General features: G+C 54.4%; 18 protein-coding genes and 1 pseudogene. 13 read left to right on the plus strand and 6 right to left on the minus strand.

The features are described from left to right. The 8 genes and pseudogenes from SMC7_RS06830 to SMC7_RS06870 all read left to right on the plus strand — a co-directional run. Nucleotides 1-762 (plus strand): annotated as a pseudogene (locus SMC7_RS06830) (oxaloacetate decarboxylase subunit alpha); the annotation flags it as partial. A 430-nt stretch (nucleotides 763-1,192) separates the two neighbouring features. Further along, on the plus strand, nucleotides 1,193-3,415 hold the full coding sequence (locus tag SMC7_RS06840; protein WP_165845212.1) for an ABC transporter substrate-binding protein: 2,223 nt from the start codon (nucleotides 1,193-1,195) through the stop codon (nucleotides 3,413-3,415). A gap of 40 nt (nucleotides 3,416-3,455) precedes the next feature. After that, nucleotides 3,456-4,469 (plus strand): ABC transporter permease, encoded by a 1,014-nt coding sequence (locus SMC7_RS06845; protein WP_207798750.1) that lies wholly within the window; start codon nucleotides 3,456-3,458, stop codon nucleotides 4,467-4,469. Between the two features lie 9 nt (nucleotides 4,470-4,478). Beyond that, complete coding sequence (locus tag SMC7_RS06850) at nucleotides 4,479-5,363, plus strand: ABC transporter permease (protein WP_119089609.1); 885 nt, start codon at nucleotides 4,479-4,481, stop codon at nucleotides 5,361-5,363. Nucleotides 5,364-5,372: 9 nt separating this feature from the next. Then, the gene (locus tag SMC7_RS06855) at nucleotides 5,373-6,359 is read left to right on the plus strand and encodes an ABC transporter ATP-binding protein (RefSeq protein ID WP_119089610.1); all 987 of its coding nucleotides are present in this window, start codon (nucleotides 5,373-5,375) and stop codon (nucleotides 6,357-6,359) included. A gap of 19 nt (nucleotides 6,360-6,378) precedes the next feature. Next, on the plus strand, nucleotides 6,379-7,353 hold the full coding sequence (locus tag SMC7_RS06860) for an ABC transporter ATP-binding protein (protein WP_119089611.1): 975 nt from the start codon (nucleotides 6,379-6,381) through the stop codon (nucleotides 7,351-7,353). A 131-nt stretch (nucleotides 7,354-7,484) separates the two neighbouring features. Next, on the plus strand, nucleotides 7,485-7,988 hold the full coding sequence (locus SMC7_RS06865; RefSeq protein ID WP_119089612.1) for a hypothetical protein: 504 nt from the start codon (nucleotides 7,485-7,487) through the stop codon (nucleotides 7,986-7,988). 48 nt (nucleotides 7,989-8,036) lie between these two features. After that, entirely contained in the window at nucleotides 8,037-8,225 is a 189-nt protein-coding gene (locus SMC7_RS06870; protein WP_119089613.1) for a hypothetical protein, read from the plus strand. Between the two features lie 168 nt (nucleotides 8,226-8,393). Here SMC7_RS06870 and SMC7_RS06875 read toward each other — a convergent pair whose 3' ends face one another. Next, nucleotides 8,394-9,263 carry an integrase catalytic domain-containing protein gene (locus tag SMC7_RS06875; RefSeq protein ID WP_165845213.1) on the minus strand — a complete coding sequence of 290 codons (870 nt, stop codon included), beginning with the start codon at nucleotides 9,261-9,263 and terminating at the stop codon, nucleotides 8,394-8,396. Continuing rightward, nucleotides 9,199-9,510: a hypothetical protein gene (locus tag SMC7_RS06880; protein WP_126850755.1), complete on the minus strand. Its 312-nt coding sequence runs from the start codon at nucleotides 9,508-9,510 to the stop codon at nucleotides 9,199-9,201. The genes SMC7_RS06875 and SMC7_RS06880 overlap by 65 nt, the downstream gene beginning before the upstream one ends. Nucleotides 9,511-9,718: 208 nt before the next feature. Here SMC7_RS06880 and SMC7_RS06885 point away from each other — a divergent pair, with 208 nt between their 5' ends. The 5 genes from SMC7_RS06885 to SMC7_RS06905 all read left to right on the plus strand — a co-directional run bounded on the left by SMC7_RS06885 (nucleotide 9,719) and on the right by SMC7_RS06905 (nucleotide 14,173). Then, complete coding sequence (locus tag SMC7_RS06885; protein ID WP_119089616.1) at nucleotides 9,719-10,744, plus strand: hypothetical protein; 1,026 nt, start codon at nucleotides 9,719-9,721, stop codon at nucleotides 10,742-10,744. Between the two features lie 296 nt (nucleotides 10,745-11,040). Next, nucleotides 11,041-11,787 carry a NifB/NifX family molybdenum-iron cluster-binding protein gene (locus tag SMC7_RS06890; RefSeq protein WP_119089617.1) on the plus strand — a complete coding sequence of 249 codons (747 nt, stop codon included), beginning with the start codon at nucleotides 11,041-11,043 and terminating at the stop codon, nucleotides 11,785-11,787. Further along, nucleotides 11,768-12,598 (plus strand): Mrp/NBP35 family ATP-binding protein, encoded by an 831-nt coding sequence (locus SMC7_RS06895; protein WP_165845214.1) that lies wholly within the window; start codon nucleotides 11,768-11,770, stop codon nucleotides 12,596-12,598. Before SMC7_RS06890 ends, SMC7_RS06895 begins: the two co-directional genes overlap by 20 nt. Nucleotides 12,599-12,823: 225 nt before the next feature. Continuing rightward, nucleotides 12,824-13,273 carry a CGGC domain-containing protein gene (locus tag SMC7_RS06900; protein WP_119089619.1) on the plus strand — a complete coding sequence of 150 codons (450 nt, stop codon included), beginning with the start codon at nucleotides 12,824-12,826 and terminating at the stop codon, nucleotides 13,271-13,273. A gap of 183 nt (nucleotides 13,274-13,456) precedes the next feature. Continuing rightward, nucleotides 13,457-14,173 carry a M48 family metallopeptidase gene (locus SMC7_RS06905; protein ID WP_119089620.1) on the plus strand — a complete coding sequence of 239 codons (717 nt, stop codon included), beginning with the start codon at nucleotides 13,457-13,459 and terminating at the stop codon, nucleotides 14,171-14,173. Nucleotides 14,174-14,188: 15 nt separating this feature from the next. On the opposite strand, the gene SMC7_RS06910 is transcribed toward SMC7_RS06905, so the two are convergent. The 4 genes from SMC7_RS06910 to SMC7_RS07290 all read right to left on the minus strand — a co-directional run bounded on the left by SMC7_RS06910 (nucleotide 14,189) and on the right by SMC7_RS07290 (nucleotide 17,005). Then, nucleotides 14,189-15,007 (minus strand): GNAT family N-acetyltransferase, encoded by an 819-nt coding sequence (locus SMC7_RS06910; protein WP_119089621.1) that lies wholly within the window; start codon nucleotides 15,005-15,007, stop codon nucleotides 14,189-14,191. 50 nt (nucleotides 15,008-15,057) lie between these two features. Then, on the minus strand, nucleotides 15,058-15,543 hold the full coding sequence (locus tag SMC7_RS06915; RefSeq protein ID WP_119089622.1) for a flavodoxin family protein: 486 nt from the start codon (nucleotides 15,541-15,543) through the stop codon (nucleotides 15,058-15,060). 136 nt (nucleotides 15,544-15,679) lie between these two features. After that, a complete protein-coding gene (locus tag SMC7_RS06920) occupies nucleotides 15,680-16,438 on the minus strand; it encodes a SagB/ThcOx family dehydrogenase (protein WP_119089623.1) in 759 nt (252 codons plus the stop codon). A 114-nt stretch (nucleotides 16,439-16,552) separates the two neighbouring features. Beyond that, a complete protein-coding gene (locus SMC7_RS07290; protein WP_165845215.1) occupies nucleotides 16,553-17,005 on the minus strand; it encodes a hypothetical protein in 453 nt (150 codons plus the stop codon). Nucleotides 17,006-17,038 lie beyond the last annotated feature (33 nt).

Here is a 17,038-nt window from a genome sequence, read left to right on the forward strand (position 1 = left end):
CCCATCCAGATCCACAGCCACTACACGACCGGGCTGGCTGGACAGTCGTACCTCAAGGGGATCGAGGCGGGCGCCGACATAGTCGACTGCGCCATCTCGCCCTTCGCGATGGCGACTTCCCAGCCTTGTACGGAGACGATGGTAGCCGCGCTCAAGGGTACACCGTATGACACGGGTATCGACCTCGAAGCTCTGAACGCAGTGGCGCAGTTCTTCATCCCAGTCCGCGAGAAGGCACTGGAATCGGGTCTGCTGGACGCCAAAGTGATGGGGGTCGACGTGAACGCGCTCATCTACCAGCTGCCCGGCGGCATGATCTCCAATATGGTCAGCCAGCTCAAGCAAGCCAACATGCTCGACCGGTACCAGGAGGTCCTCAAGGAGGTGCCGCAGGTGCGTGCGGATCTGGGCTACCCGCCCCTCGTCACCCCTACCTCACAGATCGTCGGAACGCAGGCCGTGTTCAACGTGATGATGGGCCGATACGTGCAGTGCACCAAGGAGACCAAGGCACTCGTCAAGGGCGAGTATGGCCGTGCGTCGGTGCCGATCTCCGACGAAATCAAGCAGCTGATCATTGGTGACGAACCGACCATCAACTGCCGTCCTGCAGACCTGATTGAACCCCAGATGGCCAAGTTCCGCGAAGAGATCAAGGAATATACCCAGCAGGAGGAAGACGTCCTGTCGTATGCCATCTTCCCTCAGGTGGCCCTCGACTTCTTCAAGTGGCGCAAGGAACAGCAGGAGAACAAAGTTTGATCGACCGTTTTCTGTCCCGCAAGCTGTCGGGCGTCTTCGTGAGAAGGCCCCTTTTCACATCCTGGGCGCGTCCACGGAGGGTGCTCGTCACCTTCATTATTCGCCACAAGAACGCGCTGCCGCATCAAGGTGTCCGAATGATTGCCGACACAATTCGTTTGGCGCCCAACCCCATCGCTCCTTGCTTGACAAAAAAAACCGTTTGTGTAATGTTGAAATAGTTGTTGACGTGTTTTTCCATGCATCGTGGCGCAACAAGAAGGTGCGCTATGTGTGTAGGTCTGGGGACGCATCTTTCTAATTGGTAACCGTGACTGAGTGAATGAGTCCAATGAATGCGATAACTGCTTGCGAAGAAGGAGGTGCTAGCCAACCACCGTTCCACCTGAAATTGTTTACAGCACCTACTCTGTTAAGGGAGGAGAATTACATGAGGAGATTCCTGTCTATTGTTCTTGCAGTCGTTATGCTGCTTGCCGTCTGTTCCCCAGTACTGACCGCGAACGCCGCTGGCTTCAAGGACGTTGCAGCGTCATATTGGGCCTATGACCAGATCACCGCGCTGGCCGCCAAGAAGGTCATCATTGGGTATGCCGATGGCACGTTCAAGCCTGAGGGCCTGGTGACTCGTGAAGAGTTCGCCAAGATGATCGTTGTCGCCAAGGGTCTTGCCTTGGTGAAACCCTCTAGGCCCACGTTCACCGATGTTGCAGCGTCCCGCTGGTCATTCGGCTATGTCGAGGCAGCTGCCAAGGCTGGGTATATCAAAGGTTATCCAGGTGGAACATTTAAACCTGCAAGCTCTATTACCAGGCAGGAGCTTGCTGTTCTTGGTGTGAGAGTTGTTGGGAAAGAGAGTCAAGCCTTGAATTTGAACAAAACTCTAGAACAGCCTATGGCAATGGCTAATGATGAGCAAAAAGTTGCAACATGGGCATATGGCGCTGTAACTATAGCTTATAGCCCAGAAGTTCAAATGATGAACTACAGGAAAGGAAGATTGATAGCACCGCTTGTTAGTGCTACTCGTGCTGAATGTGCAAATAGTATATATATGATGGTTGTTCCTCCAAAAAACACGCCGGTGTTGACTTTTGCAGAATCTCAGGAACCTGCTGATCTTGCGGGCCAAGAGTTTGCAAATTTTGCAGTAAGCGTTGATACTGCAGATCTTATTTACGATGGCTTAATTGGATTAGATGAAAGTCCTTCAGTTTATTATCCAAGAATGGCGAGAGAAGTCCCCTCACAGGCAAATGGTCTTTGGAAAATTAATGATGTAAATGGAAAAGAAACAATGACCGTCACTTATAGGCTCAGGAAGGGCCTTAAATGGTCTGATGGGCAACCGTTTACCTCAAAGGATTTGGAATTTGCATGGGAAGTGAGAAAGAATCCTGATGTCCCTATTGTCGATAACACTATGGACTTAAAGATAGAGAAAGTTGAAACCCCAGATGCCTATACGGTTATTTATTACTTCAACGTAGCCGATTTATTGGGATTCACATATGGTTCTACACTGTATCCTGAGCATCTACTTCGTGCAAAGTTTGAAGCAAACCCTGGAGAATTGGCAAATGACTCTTATTGGGATAATCCAGTGGGAACTGGGCCCTATAAACTTACAAAATGGGTAAAAGGTGAAAGACTTGAGTTCGGAATAAACACCAATTGGTTCTACGGTGAGCCTGTTTCAAAGACCGTTATTCAGTATGCAATTCCAAATACTAATACAATTATGGCCAACTTGCTTGCAAAAAAGGTAGATATTGCTGTCAATACAGGTTCTACAGCCCAACAAGCTAACATGATACGGGACAAAATGAAGGGTAGTGTAAATGTGATATTTGTTCCATCAACGTATCGTGAACACATATGTCTGAATACCGAGGACCCAATTCTGTCTGATGTAAGAGTAAGAAGAGCCTTGGCTTATGCTACAGATAGAGATGAAATTAGTAAAGTTGTTTATCAGGGAACTTACACTCCCTCTTATGACTGGTTTGATAACCTGTCAGTTTGGGATCCATCGTTGGTGACAATGTATCCGTATAGTGTTTCTAAAGCAAATGCATTGTTGGATGAAGCAGGATGGATATTGGGAGCGGACGGCTATAGATACAAGGATGGAAAAAAGCTTGAAATCCAGATTACAATTTCTCCAGAAAAGCCAGCAAGAGCATCAACGGTTGAAGTGTTGATAAAACAGTGGAAACAAGTAGGTGTATCAATTACAACGAAATCAATTTCCTGGAGTGTTGCAATGACCGAGACGGTTCCTATGGGGGACTTCCAAGCTACAGTCTATGCTTGGGGAGGAGGTTCACCATTTGATTTAACCGCAGCATCAGATCAGATATGGACCACTGAAATGATTCCAACAGCAGAAAACGACTATAATACAAGCAACAATGCTAGATGGAGCAATGCTGATTTTGATAAAGCAATTACGGCTGCGAATAATAGTGCAAACATGGCGACAGTGATTCCGAATTTGAAAGCTGCAATGAAGATTTGGACAGACCAGGAGCCTTCTATTTTCTTGCTTAACTGGGTAGATCATACTTATGTAGGTGCCAATGTAAAGTCATACAAACCATATCCTTTTAAGACTTGGACAGATGATTTTCCGTTTACCTATAAACAATAGCAGGGACTAAAGAAAAGATTGTTTTGTATGCCAGCAGGCCATGAGCCTGCTGGCAGTTTTTAACCTTTTCATAACGGAGGATCAAGTGCGGAACTATATAATTAGAAGGCTGCTGCAATTAGTACCACTCTTGTTGATAATTTCCTTCTTCATCTTTATCACTCTTTCTCTAACCGGGAACAGCTTGAGGTCACTTCTTACTTCTAATCCAAGAATTACGGCTGAAACAATTACGAAATTAGAGAGAATCTATGGGATGGATAAGCCTTTGTTAGTAAGATTTGTTTATTGGTTCAAAGCCTTTTTTACGGGAGAGTGGGGATATTCAAGGGAATACCATGACGCTGTTTTGGTGCTTATCAAGGCAAGAATGCCTGTCACTCTAGCGCTAATGGGACTTTCATTCTTGATCTCAGTAGCTATAGCTATACCAATTGGCATATATTCAGCACTGAAGCAATATTCTTTGCTTGATTACGCTGCAACTGCTCTCGCTTTTTTTGGAATGGCAATGCCTGTTTTCTGGTTCGGACTAATGCTAATGCTTTTGTTTGGCGTTAAGCTCGGGTGGTTGCCTCTTGGTGGGTATTCTTCACAAGGAATGGACACAGCCAATTTTCTTATGAGGTTCTTGGACCATCTTAAATATCTCATTATGCCTGCAATAGTCTTAGGTTTACAGGAGATGGCATCTTGGACGCGATATACGAGATCGTCTATGCTAGAAGTTCTCAGGATGGATTATGTTAGGACAGCGCGAGCCAAGGGCTTGTCCGAAAGAACAGTAATATACAAGCATGCATTAAGAAATGCTTTAATCCCTATTATAACGCTTCTTATGTTGGCCATTCCGGGACTATTTGGAGGCGCTGTTCTAACAGAGACGGTCTTTTCAATATCTGGTATTGGAAGGTTGCTATACACCGCAATAACAACATCTGACACATTTTTGTCTATGGGTACTTTAATGGTGCTTGCTATCCTTGTTGTGATTTTTAATTTTGCCGCAGATTTGCTTTATGCTATAGCAGATCCACGAATAAAGTATAGTTAAGGGTGGCTTATGAGTCCATTTGAAACTGAGGTTCAACTTGCAGGATCGGGGCCGGAGAGCTATTTCTCAATGGTCATTAGAAGACTTCTAAAGCATAAATTGGCAGTTATTTCACTGGGAATTCTTATTTCTATTTTGATTTTTTGTTTTGTTGTTCCCTTGTTTTTCAAGTACGAGCCTACTTACAGTGATTTTTCCTATCTATATGGTTCTCCAAATTCTCGATATTTGTTTGGTACTGATAATTTGGGTCACGATACTTTCACAAGATTAATGTATGGGGGGAGAATCTCTTTGATTGTCGGTTTTTCAGCTGCTATTCTTCCTATTATATTTGGAATTATAGTTGGAGCATTTGCCGGATATTATGGAGGGGTACTTGATAACATTCTGATGAGAATTACAGATGCTTTTCTCTCTGTTCCTTCTTTTCCAATTTATATGGCTCTTGCAAAAGTAATGGGGCAGGGAGTTATTAATATCATTCTGGTTTTTTCCTTTTTAGGATGGATGGTAGATGCAAGGCTAGTCAGAGGAATGTTTCTATCTTTGAAGGAGAACGAATATGCTGAGGCAGCTAAAGCTATAGGCGTAAGCAATCTGAGGATTATGTTCAGGCATCTTTTGCCAAATGCAATGGCTCCCATCTTAGTTTCTGTTACGTTAACTGTCGGAGGAGCTATCTTATCTGAAGCCGGTTTGAGTTTCCTTGGATTAGGTGTTCCATCTTCTACACCTACATGGGGCAACATGCTCACTAATGCTCAGCAGGACATTTTCATTGCGCCTCGTTTGGTCATCTGGCCAGGTATAATGATATTTATAACGGTCCTTAGCTTCAATTTCCTTGGAGACGGTCTTCGTGATGCAATGGATCCAAGGCTGAAGCTCTAGGGGGGAGACATGGACAACCGAGAGGTACTTGTTGATATCAAGAACCTGCGCACGTTCTTCTATACGGAGGACGGCGTAGTTCCGGCCGTGGACGGCATTGATCTGACGATTCACCAGGGAGAGGTTGTAGGTTTGGTGGGCGAGTCTGGTTGCGGAAAATCCGTTACAGCCCTCTCGATCATGCGCCTCATTCCTAATCCTCCTGGAAAGATCATCGGAGGCCAGATCTTCTTCCACGGGGAAGACCTTCTCAAGAAGAACGAAGAAGAGATACGCTTGATACGTGGTGACAAGATCTCCATGATCTTCCAGGAACCCATGACATCGCTCAACCCTGTCTACACAATTGGTGATCAGATCAGTGAAGCCATTACCCTCCATCAGAAGATCCATGCCACCGAGGCGAAGAAGCGTACCATCGAGATGCTTCACCTGGTCGGTATCCCCGAGCCGGAGCAGCGCTTCAGCCAGTACCCTCACGAGATGAGCGGCGGCATGCGGCAGAGAGTCATGATCGCCATGGCACTGTCCTCGAACCCTGAGCTCCTGATCTCTGATGAAGCTACGACGGCGCTCGACGTCACGATCCAGGCTCAGATTCTTGACCTGATGCGCGGACTTCAGAAAAAGCTGGGCATGGCCATTCTCATCATTACCCATAACCTTGCCGTCGTCGCGGAAATGGCAGACACCATTAACATTGCCTATGCCGGCAAGATTGTCGAGAGTGCTTCTGCCAGAGAGGTTTTCAAGTCTCCACGTCATCCGTACACGTACGGTCTGTTGAAGTCTATTCCGAAATTCACCGAGAAGAGGACCAACGAGCCATTGCCCGCTATTGAGGGCATGGTCCCCTCCCCATACCACATGCCCAAGGGTTGCCGTTTCAACCCGCGCTGCCCATTTGCTACGGAGAAGTGCAGAGAGGAAGAGCCGGAGATTCTCGAGCTTACCCCCGGTCATCTAGTACGCTGCTTCCATCCCATCGAGCCATAGGTAGAGAGGAGAAATGACCATGGCAACCAGACTCGTAGAAGTCCAGAAACTCAAGAAGTGGTTCCCCATCAAGGGAGGAGTCTTCTCTACGACCGTGGCCTCAGTCAGGGCTGTGGACGAGGTGAGTTTCTTCATCGATCAGGGCGAGACCTTGAGCTTGGTGGGAGAATCCGGATCAGGCAAGACGACCACCGGACGCACCATGCTGAAGCTCTTGCAACCCACTAGTGGAAAGATCATCTACAAAGGGAAGGATATCTCCAAGCTTACTCCGAACCAGATGCGGCCCCTCCGTCGGAACATGCAGATCATGTTCCAGGACCCGTATGGTTCACTCAACCCACGTATGCCTGTGGGTGATATCATTCGGGAACCTCTGGATGTACATAGCATCGGCACCCGCAAGGAACGCCAACAGGCCGTTGCCACGATGATGGAGACTGTGGGCTTGCGCCCCGAGTACGAGAGGCGCTATCCTCATGAGTTCTCCGGTGGTCAGCGTCAGCGTATCGGGGTTGCCCGTGCGATTATTATCAATCCAGAACTGCTTGTCTTGGATGAGCCCATCTCGGCCTTGGACGTGTCGATTCAGTCGCAGATCATCAACTTGCTCCAGGAGCTTCAGCAAAGGCTGAACCTGACGTATCTCTTCATTGCTCATGACCTTGCCGTCGTGCGCCACATGTCTGACCGCGTTGCGGTCATGTACCTTGGCAAGATCGTCGAGACTGCAGACAACGATGAGCTGTTCGACCACCCGTTTCACCCGTACACACAGGCTCTGCTCTCGGCAGTGCCTGTTCCTGACCCTGACGTCAAACGAGAGCGGATTATCCTTCAGGGGGATGTCCCTTCACCGATAAACCCTCCGTCCGGCTGCCACTTCCGCACGCGGTGTCCCTACGCGATGCCCATCTGCAAAGAGCAGGAGCCCGCGATGATCGAAGTTGCGCCCGGACATACCGTCGCCTGTCATTTGCTGACCAGGAAGTAGAAAACATCAGAGCAGGTTTGAAACAAGTTGCCGGTTCCTTTGGCCAAGAGGGACCGGCAGCCTTTATTGCATACCCTTGGGTGGTGCTCACGCCGCTCAGGCGGAATGCATTTCGGAGTAGGAGGTCCCTTATGGAAGAGGAACATCCGGACAAGACGCAGCCAAACTTGTGGCAGAGTATGAATGGCTCATATGGAGACATGCCCACCGGATACCGTCCCTGTCCTTTCTGCCATGTCGTCATTCCATGGGAGTCCGAACGATGCCCGTCTTGCGGGTGCGTGCTCGTCGAACACGTGGGCTCCAGTTCCTCGAAGACGCCTTCATCTATCCCGCGACCAGCGCAGCTGACCTCGTGGTGGCCGGCCGGCGCACGTCCGGTGCTGGTGTGCGTCCGAAACGCCGTCGTGCGCGCCGGGCAGCGTTCCTGGACGAGAGTGCGCTCCACTCCGCGGGATTCGTGGTCGACGACGAGCCGGGGCACCTCGTGGTCTGCGTTCCAGCCGGCCCGGTTCCCTGCGCGCTCATGGTGGCAGGGTTCCATCCCCACACCCACGGAGCAGGAGCGCCAAATCTTGTTCATCGCCTCCGCTCTGATGGTCGTGCTGTTCGTCGTCGCGCTCCTCATCAGGTAACTGGCGGACTTCTGGATCCTGTCAGAGAAGACACATAGCATCGTCCTCATGTATGGGACAGCCGCCAGCGAGATCTCGGTCGAAAACACACCGCTGTTCGAGGACGTCGGAGGAGACAACGTCCACCTTGACCTGGTGGATGACGCAGGCCACATGGTCGTTCAAGGCGACGGTAGCGGTCCGAAGGACCAGTCGTACCGTACTGCCATCCCGACGTTCCTCGCCGGCGTGCACTGAGGTCAGACAGGTTCGGGTGTCCCCTATTGCCTCACAGATAGACCTACTCGAACGGGGAGTTGTTGCCTCACATCAGAATGTACTCGAAACCGTGTGAAGTTGCCAGTCCCTAGCTTTCCTCGGAATGATGTGGAGTTGGTCTTGTTTCCTGGTGAGGACAAGCTCCCGCTAATGCCGTTCATCCTCAAGGAACGTATCATGGAAAGCGACGGGATCAAGATGCTGGTACTGAGCCCTGAGTGCCTCCTTTGCTTCCTTGGTGATACAGGGGGACACCAAGACACGCTCATACGGAGAGCAGGGTGCATCATATGAGCGGGTGACCTTGGCTCCCTGTCGTGTCTTGTGGGTGAGCTGCATCACCGGCAGGAAGAAGTTGGTGAACAGGCGAAGAGACTGGCAGATCTTGTTCATGAGCCCGACTTCCTTTTCGGTGTCATACCGGAGATACCAGACCGTCTTGCGGACGATGCTCCAGTTCTTCTGCTCCACGAAGCAGTTGTCGTTCTTCCTGTACGGACGTGACCGTGCCTTGGTGATGTGCTGCTGATGACAGGTGTGGATCAGGTGGCCGTTCATGAACTCGCTTCCGTTATCCGAATGGATGCCCAGGAGCGGGAACGGGAGGTCGCCGCGAATGCCTCTCAGTGTAGCAAAGACATACTCCTGACTCTTGTTCCGCACGGCCCTGGTCTCGGTCCACCCCGTGACGACGTCGGTGACGTCCAGGGTGCAGGCATATTCTCCCCCGGCTACACTGCCTTCATGGGTCACCAGGTCCACGGCGACGAACCCTGGCTGGGGAGGGTCCCACTTAGCAGCAGTCTTGACAAGGACCTGCCGCAGGAGGAGCATGCCGGGACGAGGGTGCGGGTGTTCCCAGGGTCCCTCCTTGGTGCGCACGTCCTGGAGCAGCCGGTCACAGGTGGCCGGAATCATGTGGAGGAGGAGATCACGAAGAGCAGGAGCGAGGTCAAGCTGTCCCTGGGTCAGGGGAGGGGATGATGCGCCGCAGGAACGGGACCAGACGCTTGCCACAGAGTCTGTCCGATGGATGCCAGAACTCGGTGAGCGCAGGGAGGACCGCCGCCATGGTGACGGATGCCCGAGGGTGATGCACGGGACCTGTTCCCTGCGTTGCCCTCGCTCGCAGGGTGCTGCGTGCGTACGAACGGTTGAGATGCGTCAGGTCCACGAACCCATTCAGGATCCTCGACTTCTCGTGCGGGGGCGTATGGAGATATTGTCCTCGCAGTTCCTTCATGACGGCTTGTCGTTGCTTCACCGTTAACCCCATCTCCTCACCTCTCCTCTCCTCTGTTCACCCTCTTCCATGGTTCCTCCTCAGTCAAGTGTGTTGGAGTAGGTTTACTCGTGAGGCAACGATCCGATTTCGAGTACAGAATAGATGAGGCAATACCTTTCCTTGACACCGGGCCTCCTCTGTTCACACTAAGGGCAGGACTCAAGGACATCGTCCACCGGAGGTGGCTATGACCACTCGTCGTCTCGTCGTACTCTGTCTTCTGCTGTGTGTCGTCTCCTGCTCGCTGGTCGGATGCAAGGGTCGTACGTCCGGGGGTCCGTCACAGACAGTCGGCTTGACCTCCGTCGAGGCTGCCGAACTCGCTTGGCCGGAGGCGAAGAAAAACTTCGGTGATGCTGTGCTGTGGCGCCTTGCGCCCGTCGAGGAACGTGAGTCGCTCACGATGTGCCTTGCCTCCGACTGGCAGGACAGCGACCGGTCATCGGCCTGGTTCGTCTGGTATGCCGACCCCGTCGGCGAGAACTGGATGATGTTCAGCATCCAAGGTACGGCCATAGCCAGCAGAGACATCGGGACACGGAGTTTTTCGAAGATGGCCATGGGCGCTGACTGGCCGAGAGAGCGTCCCGCCGTGGCCATGAAGGATGCTGCAAAGGCCGCAGCCGCTCAGGGTGCAGAGTTTTCAGCTCTCACTTGGACGGAGTTCACCTACGACCATGCCAGCGACGGCAGCCAACGGCCGGGGTGGGTGTTCTCCTTCTCTGAGACGCTTGCCTCCGGAGGTACGCTGATTTACTGGTTCTTCGTCGATGGTATTACGGGCGCCGTCCTCCGGGCCGTCAACGACCGGAATGAGCCCATGGAGCTGCCCATAGACCGCGAAGCCCTGTCGAAGCCTCGGACGGACAACCACGAGAAGGACCTCCGCCAGTTTTTCGGGTTCATCAGCACGGGGCAACCCGAGTGGGCTGTACGTCAGCTTGCGAGTGCGGCATCATCCACCGAAGCCACTGCCCAGAAGTGGCTGGCCAACTTCCAGAGCCTGAGTGCACTGACCGTCGTGAGCGTGGAGCAGGCGAGCCTCGAGCTGTGGACGGCCGAGCGCGAGTTCTACAAGGTGACGCTGGATGTGCAGACATCTGAGCTACAGGAGAAGTACGGATGGAACAACGGCCGCAACGTTCGCTGGGTATCCATCATTCCGCAGGGAGCCGGTGCCTGGAAGGTGAGCGCGCTGTCATCCAGTCCCTAGAGCCCTGGGAACGCATCCACATGCCGTAGCATGGGACTGGCTGTGGCAGTCGCGGCGCAGGACAAGGTCATGCAGCAACGACGCTAGCCCGGGTGGCCGTCGTGTCTACGTTGACAGCTGCGTCGCAGGCTGACCCCTCCATCTCTGAAAGTTGTACCCCCGGGAGAACATCCCGGGGTTTTCGTTTCACCGTCCGGCGAACATCCCCGGCCATGAGATGCAAGGGCTTCAGCCTCCACGCGGAGATTGACATTCAAACGAAATGAATATATATTCATATCATACAAGGAGATGACATGCCAGGACGACAGGTTGCCCGCAGGTGCGGTACATATGACCGAGCGCAGCCCTTCTGTCCAGAGGCCCCAGGGACGTTGCACGTCCTTGGGGCCGACGAAATGGAGGCGTTGCGTCTCAGCGATCTGCTGGACTTGGACCAGACGGAAGCGGCGCACCGTATGGACATCTCCCAGAGTACGTTCCATCGCATCCTTGCGGGCGCTCGCCACAAGGTCGCTGCGTCGCTCGTCGGTGGCTATCCGTTGACAGTCGCCCGGGCGTGGGACGCGGACATGAACGGCGTACCAGTCCACAGGCGCCAGGAAAAAAAACCAGGAGGTATCGGCATGATCACACGAATCGCATTACCGACCGACGATGGCACGGCACTGTGTCAGCACTTCGGCCGTGCTCACTACTACAAGATCGTCGAGATTACGGACGGCAAGGTGACCGCATCAGAACTGCGTGATAAGTTTGCGCACGTTCATGGAGAGGAGAATCATGGAGAATCAGATGTGAGCCACGAAGAGGTGCACGGCCGCATGGCCGACGCAGCACACGGCTGCGACACTATCATTGCTGGTGGAATGGGGACGGGCGCCATGAACGCACTCACTGCTGCAGGCTACTCCGTGATGCAGACGGACATGAGCAACCTGGATGAGATTGTGGAGTCCTACCGTGCAGGGACATTTGTCAATCTGGCTGGAAAGGTATCCTGTCATCATGAAGGAGAGGGACATGACAACTGCAGAAAATGAGAGCATGACCTCACAGATCAACCACGTGCGGCACGTGCTTGCAGTCGCCAGCGGCAAGGGCGGCGTAGGCAAGTCCCTGGTGTCTGCCATGGCGGCGGTTGAGCTGGCACGACGCGGACTGAAGGTGGGTATCATGGATGCGGACATTACGGGCCCATCCATCCCGCGCTTATTCGGTCTGACCGCGCGACCCGAGTCCTCAATGGTCGGGATCATCCCTCCCGAGACAGCAACCGGTGTCAAAATCATCTCCATGAACCTGTTCCTGGACGATGCCGGCCAGCCGGTCATCTGGCGCGGCCCACTGCTCACATCCGCCATCAAGCAGTTCTGGACAGATGTGGCGTGGGGAGATCTGGACGTTCTCATCGTGGACCTGCCACCTGGAACTGCCGACGTCCCCCTGACGGCGTTCCAGTCCCTGCCTGTCGATGGTATCCTCATGGTTACGACGCCGCAGGAGCTTGCCAGCATGATCGTCGAGAAGGCTGCAGGCTTGGCGAAGCAGATGAACAAGCGGATTCTGGGCATCGTCGAGAACATGGCGATGGTCACGTGTCCTCACTGTGGAGAGATATTTGAGGTGTTTGGGCCCAGTCATGCCGAGGAACTGGCAGACCACATCGGAGCTCCCGTCCTTGCACGGCTGCCCATCGATCCCACGGTGACCGCTCTTGCCGACACGGGACATGTGGAGGACGTGAAGATGGCAGCCTTCGCACCCGTCACCGAGGCTCTGGCGGAGTATATTACCACCCCGTCCACGGTCTTTGCCGCTGCGAATCCTGCACCTTCTCCCAAGGCGTCATAAACGCCGTGTTCCGGCGACGGCTGACGTCAGCCAGATATCATCTGATAGAGAAACAGCACAAGCCCCTTCCCAGCATGTGAGTCAGATCCCCAGGTCTATCGCCTGGGGATCTCTTTGTGTCTGCAAGCACGCCATTGCATCGTCGGTCTGCGTCTTGCTCTGGCCTGCTAGGCCGAATGAGGCTAGACTGACTGGCGTGAATTTGTTGTGTGATGAGGAGGTTCAATGAGCGGCGAGATCATGCGTGTCGGGATGATCATGTGCAACAGGTACCATACCTGTGCAGGAGGGAAGTGCTTCAGGGCTATGAAGAATCGCGAGGGTGGCTTCAGCATTTACGCGGGGAAGGAAGTGGAGCTTGTTGGCTGTACCACATGCGGTGGATGTCCTGGGGGCAATATCGAATATGCTCCCGCCGAAATGAAGAAGAACGGGGTAACCGTCATCCATCTGGCCACGGGCATGCTTGTGGGCTATCCACCGTGCACGCGGATCGACTACTTCCGACGGTTCATCGAAGAGCAATATGGCATCCCTGTGGTTGTCGGAACTCACCCCATCCCTCAGAAGTACTTCAAGATCCATGACGCTTTGGGTTCGTGGAAGTCGCCCATATGGCAGGAGCTGATCCAGCCCACGCTTGCTACCGAGGAGATCCGTCTGGCATACGACTAGGTGTCTGCGGTTCCGTCTGGTTTCCACGTGGGTGAAGTTTCCCAGACGTGCCGGTTGCGCTTCTGCGACATGGGGGCACAATACTCGCATGGAAAATGTGGGAACTTGGAACCGAGGAGCACTCGACAGTGACAACTGGAATGTGAAGATCATAGTGCCTGACCCCAAAGAGAATCACAATTCATGGGCGTGAAGAAGCCGGAAGGGGAACAGCGCACGAGTCCCGTCGCGGGGGCATACGTGCTGGTGAGGTCCCGTCGCCGGACTGTGGGACTTGAGGTACGGCCGGACGCGACGCTAGTGGTGAGGGCTCCTGCACGAACGCCCGTGTGGTTTGTGGAGTCCCTGCTGCGGGAGAAGGCAGGGTGGATCGAGGACAAGCTTGCAAAGGCGCGCAGCCACGTGTCCCGGTTGCCACGCCACGACTTCCTGACGGGAGAACGCTTCCCTTACCTAGGGCGAGAATGGCCGTTCGTGGTCCTCGCGTTCCAGAAAATGCCGCTGGCCTTCGACGAGAAGACAGGGTTCAGTCTGGACATGGCGGCGTTCGACCGCGGGGAAGTGGTCTTCGAGGAGTGGTACCGCGCCCGGGCACGTGAGCTTCTTGCTGAGCGCGTCCATCACTATGCGCCCCTGGTCGGCGTGAGCCTCCCCCGACTGCGTATCACTGGCGCCGAGCGACGCTGGGGCTCGTGCAGTACGAGCGGCACCGTCAGCTTCGCCTGGCGCCTCATCATGGCTCCCATGGATGTGGTCGACTACGTGGTTGTGCACGAGCTGGCGCATCAGCGCGAGATGAACCACTCTGCGCGGTTCTGGGTGGTTGTCGCGTCGGTCCTGCCGTACTACGACGTGTGCAGGCGCTGGCTGAAGGACCATGGGGGAATGCTGACGATCTAGGACGAAGAAGTGGGGCTAGCGGTGCAGGACCCACCAGACGTCGCGACCGGCGAAGCCGCAGCGTCGGAAAAGATGCTCCGGTTCGCAGGGATTTTTCATCTGGCCGACAACCGTCGTGAACGCGACCTTCTGTTCCAGGCGATAGACAAGCTCCTGCACCAGCATGGTGCCCAGTCCGAGACTGCGGAATGCAGGCAGGACCTGAATCCACTCGAGGGACCCTTCTCCAGTGAGCCTGTCGGTCTCAGCGATGCCGAGAGCGATTGGGCGCTTTTCCTTGCGGTCGATGATCCACAGCCAAGCGCGCGGGGCGAAGACCGGACGCTTCGTCCACATTGCGATCTCGTTGGTGCCCGGCGTAGAGGTATCGTAGCAGGCGTGCAGGATGGTCGCCACGAGTGGGAGTTCAGTTGTCGTGTCAACTTGTCGGATGGTGTAGCCGGGGACCGTAGCGCGCAGCGGTAGTTCACTGCCGGTATGGACCAGACGAAAGAAGGCCTCCTTGCGGTCGAACCATGGGGCAAGTGGAGCCACGAAGTCGTTGTGGATGTACACCGTGGGGACACCATCCAGTTTGACCGACGCAGCCTTCAGGGGGTCCTGTGTCCGTGTGCCATAGATGAGCAGCTTCCCAGGCTCTCGCAGTTCGACACCCGTCACCGAGCCGGCGTCATCAATGAACCGGCACTCCAGGGACTGCAGGCGCGCGACGGTCTTCCACAGTGCATTTGGCAGGATGCGCAACGGATCCTTGTGGTAGAGGGCGCGAAGTGCCACCTCGTCGGATGACGTGTCTCTAGGTGCGGCTATGACTGCTGCTTTTCGTCGGGGCATACGGGCAGGATAGCGCCCTGGCGGGCCACGTCAACCGTCAGACCGCAGCGTCAGTTGTTCAGCAGTTCCTTGGCCCAGCGGACCAAGTCGGCAGAACATTGCTCCTTGTCCATCTTGAGCGGCATCTTGAAGCCGATGTTGCCGACAACTTTGGCTCCTGGCACCAGCGAATTGAGAATCCGATGCGTTTTCACGTCGCTCCCGCCGTAGCTGGTGAAGAAAGCAACTCGCTTTCCCTCGAGGTCGGCGCCCTTCAGGAATGTTCGCACAGCCGGCGTCGGGCGACTGTTCCATACAGGTGTTCCTATAAACACAATGTCGTAGTCCGCGGCGTCGTGTGCCAGCGGACGGAGTGGGGGTGTTGCGCCGGTGGCAGCAAGAAACCCGCCGGTGAAGTACTTCATGAACCCGTGTGTCGGATGTGGTTTGACTAGCTCCAGCTCCATGGAGTCCATCACGAGCTCCTTGGCAAGCGTCCGTGCTAGAAACCGGACATCACCATCCAGCGAATAAAACACGATCAGTGCATTGGGCATTGTCCACCTCTCTAGTGCCAGACTAGTTCTGCGTATCCATGTGTCAAGTGAAACCCTGTTAACGATATAATGGCTGGGTCAGGAACGGTCGGGAGGACAGCCGGACAGTGCTCCGGCATGTTCTCCACGGCTGGAACTACTTGTGGATGCCGGTCGGCTTCTTTCCCAGCGACGCGCAGTAGATGACAAACTGCTGCTCGGGGTCAAAGCCAAGATAGGCGTTGAACTCGTCGTCGAAGAACGCGTTGATGGCGCAGACGCCGCAATCAATGGCCTCCGCGGCCAGGTACAGGTTCTGGCAAACATGGCCTGCGTCGAGGAACAGGCCGCGGTATGCGCGCTGGTTATAGCGCCAGACCATGCGGTAGGGTACGGCTGCCCAGATAAATGTTACCGCGCTCAACTCGACCATTTTCTGGTCGCCGCACAGATCGGTGACGTCCTGCAGGGTTTGCGTCCCGGGCTTGACGAGCTGCAGCTTGTGCTCGATTGCAAGGAACCGATAGATGCCGGGCTCCAGTCCAGTGACCGCCCGGACCATGAGATAGGTCTCAAAGGCATGGCGGGCGCCCCCCGACGGTACGGTGCGCAGAGTACACGGACGCTTTGTAACAGCCTTGACCCCCTGCGTGCACCAGAGGAGGAACGAGAGCTCCTCCAGCGTCAATGCTTCGTCGCGGTACAGGCGGATGCTGTGACGCCGGTCGATTGCGGTCCGAAGGTCAATAGACGGGATGACCAGGGTTTTCGGGTCCGGCAGGTCGATGATGGGCATACTGTCATCGAATGGCAACTCCAGGGGCGGTTGCGGCAGACCCTTTTCCTGATCAGACGGCTGAGACAGGTTGTCGCTTACGTAACGTGTATCGTGCAGAAACTGCTGTCCAATTTCCATGGTTCACCTCGGCATCGTGATATGATTTCAGTGTAACCGCCCCCGAATTGTTTGCAATCCGAACGGATATAGTGCATGGGCGGCGTAACCATTTGTTCCCGTTCGCGTTGTTTCTTATGGAGAAACAGAGCTCCAGTGGTGGAGGAAGACGGTGATGAAACACGTTGGTCGCATCCTGACAGTGGTTCTGGTTGTGTTTGTCCTAGGTGTCGTCTGGTATGCCGGAGCAGGCGAGGCCATCGTCATGCGGCGTGTCTTCACCAATGCTGCAAGCATCCCCGAGGGGACGGTCTGGGTGCGATCGGACAAGGGGCTTTTTGGGGGACCCGTCACGGCCATTGCCAGCCTCTTGTACGTAGCCAGCTGTGGGAAGATGGGATTGGTGGTCAGCAGGATGCGGTATCCCCTTTCGCGCAAGTACACGACACTTCGGTAGAGGGGCTCGTTGCGTCTCATGACGTCATGGACGTTGTCGAAGGTCGTCGCGTAGAACTCCATGATGCGGTCCCAGACGGCCTGCTGGTCGACGCCACGGTACAAGGCCTCGAACTCTCTCCTGAACTTCACCAGGTTACAGCTGCCCGGGCTTGTGTCTGCCTG

This window comes from Candidatus Cryosericum terrychapinii (genome assembly GCF_003570925.1).
Taxonomy (GTDB): domain Bacteria; phylum Caldisericota; class Caldisericia; order Cryosericales; family Cryosericaceae; genus Cryosericum; species Cryosericum terrychapinii.

Bases quoted from the DNA above. Each gene is read 5' to 3' on its own strand.
- SMC7_RS06885 (WP_119089616.1), top strand. From the start codon at position 9,719: ATGACCACTCGTCGTCTCGTCGTACTCTGTCTTCTGCTGTGTGTCGTC.
- SMC7_RS06865 (WP_119089612.1), top strand. From the start codon at position 7,485: ATGGAAGAGGAACATCCGGACAAGACGCAGCCAAACTTGTGGCAGAGT.
- SMC7_RS06905 (WP_119089620.1), top strand. From the start codon at position 13,457: ATGGGCGTGAAGAAGCCGGAAGGGGAACAGCGCACGAGTCCCGTCGCG.
- SMC7_RS06845 (WP_207798750.1), top strand. From the start codon at position 3,456: ATGAGCCTGCTGGCAGTTTTTAACCTTTTCATAACGGAGGATCAAGTG.
- SMC7_RS06850 (WP_119089609.1), top strand. From the start codon at position 4,479: ATGAGTCCATTTGAAACTGAGGTTCAACTTGCAGGATCGGGGCCGGAG.
- SMC7_RS06915 (WP_119089622.1), bottom strand. From the start codon at position 15,543: ATGCCCAATGCACTGATCGTGTTTTATTCGCTGGATGGTGATGTCCGG.
- SMC7_RS06840 (WP_165845212.1), top strand. From the start codon at position 1,193: ATGAGGAGATTCCTGTCTATTGTTCTTGCAGTCGTTATGCTGCTTGCC.
- SMC7_RS06860 (WP_119089611.1), top strand. From the start codon at position 6,379: ATGGCAACCAGACTCGTAGAAGTCCAGAAACTCAAGAAGTGGTTCCCC.
- SMC7_RS06900 (WP_119089619.1), top strand. From the start codon at position 12,824: ATGAGCGGCGAGATCATGCGTGTCGGGATGATCATGTGCAACAGGTAC.
- SMC7_RS06910 (WP_119089621.1), bottom strand. From the start codon at position 15,007: ATGCCCCGACGAAAAGCAGCAGTCATAGCCGCACCTAGAGACACGTCA.
- SMC7_RS06920 (WP_119089623.1), bottom strand. From the start codon at position 16,438: ATGGAAATTGGACAGCAGTTTCTGCACGATACACGTTACGTAAGCGAC.
- SMC7_RS06895 (WP_165845214.1), top strand. From the start codon at position 11,768: ATGACAACTGCAGAAAATGAGAGCATGACCTCACAGATCAACCACGTG.
- SMC7_RS06870 (WP_119089613.1), top strand. From the start codon at position 8,037: ATGTATGGGACAGCCGCCAGCGAGATCTCGGTCGAAAACACACCGCTG.
- SMC7_RS06890 (WP_119089617.1), top strand. From the start codon at position 11,041: ATGCCAGGACGACAGGTTGCCCGCAGGTGCGGTACATATGACCGAGCG.
- SMC7_RS06855 (WP_119089610.1), top strand. From the start codon at position 5,373: ATGGACAACCGAGAGGTACTTGTTGATATCAAGAACCTGCGCACGTTC.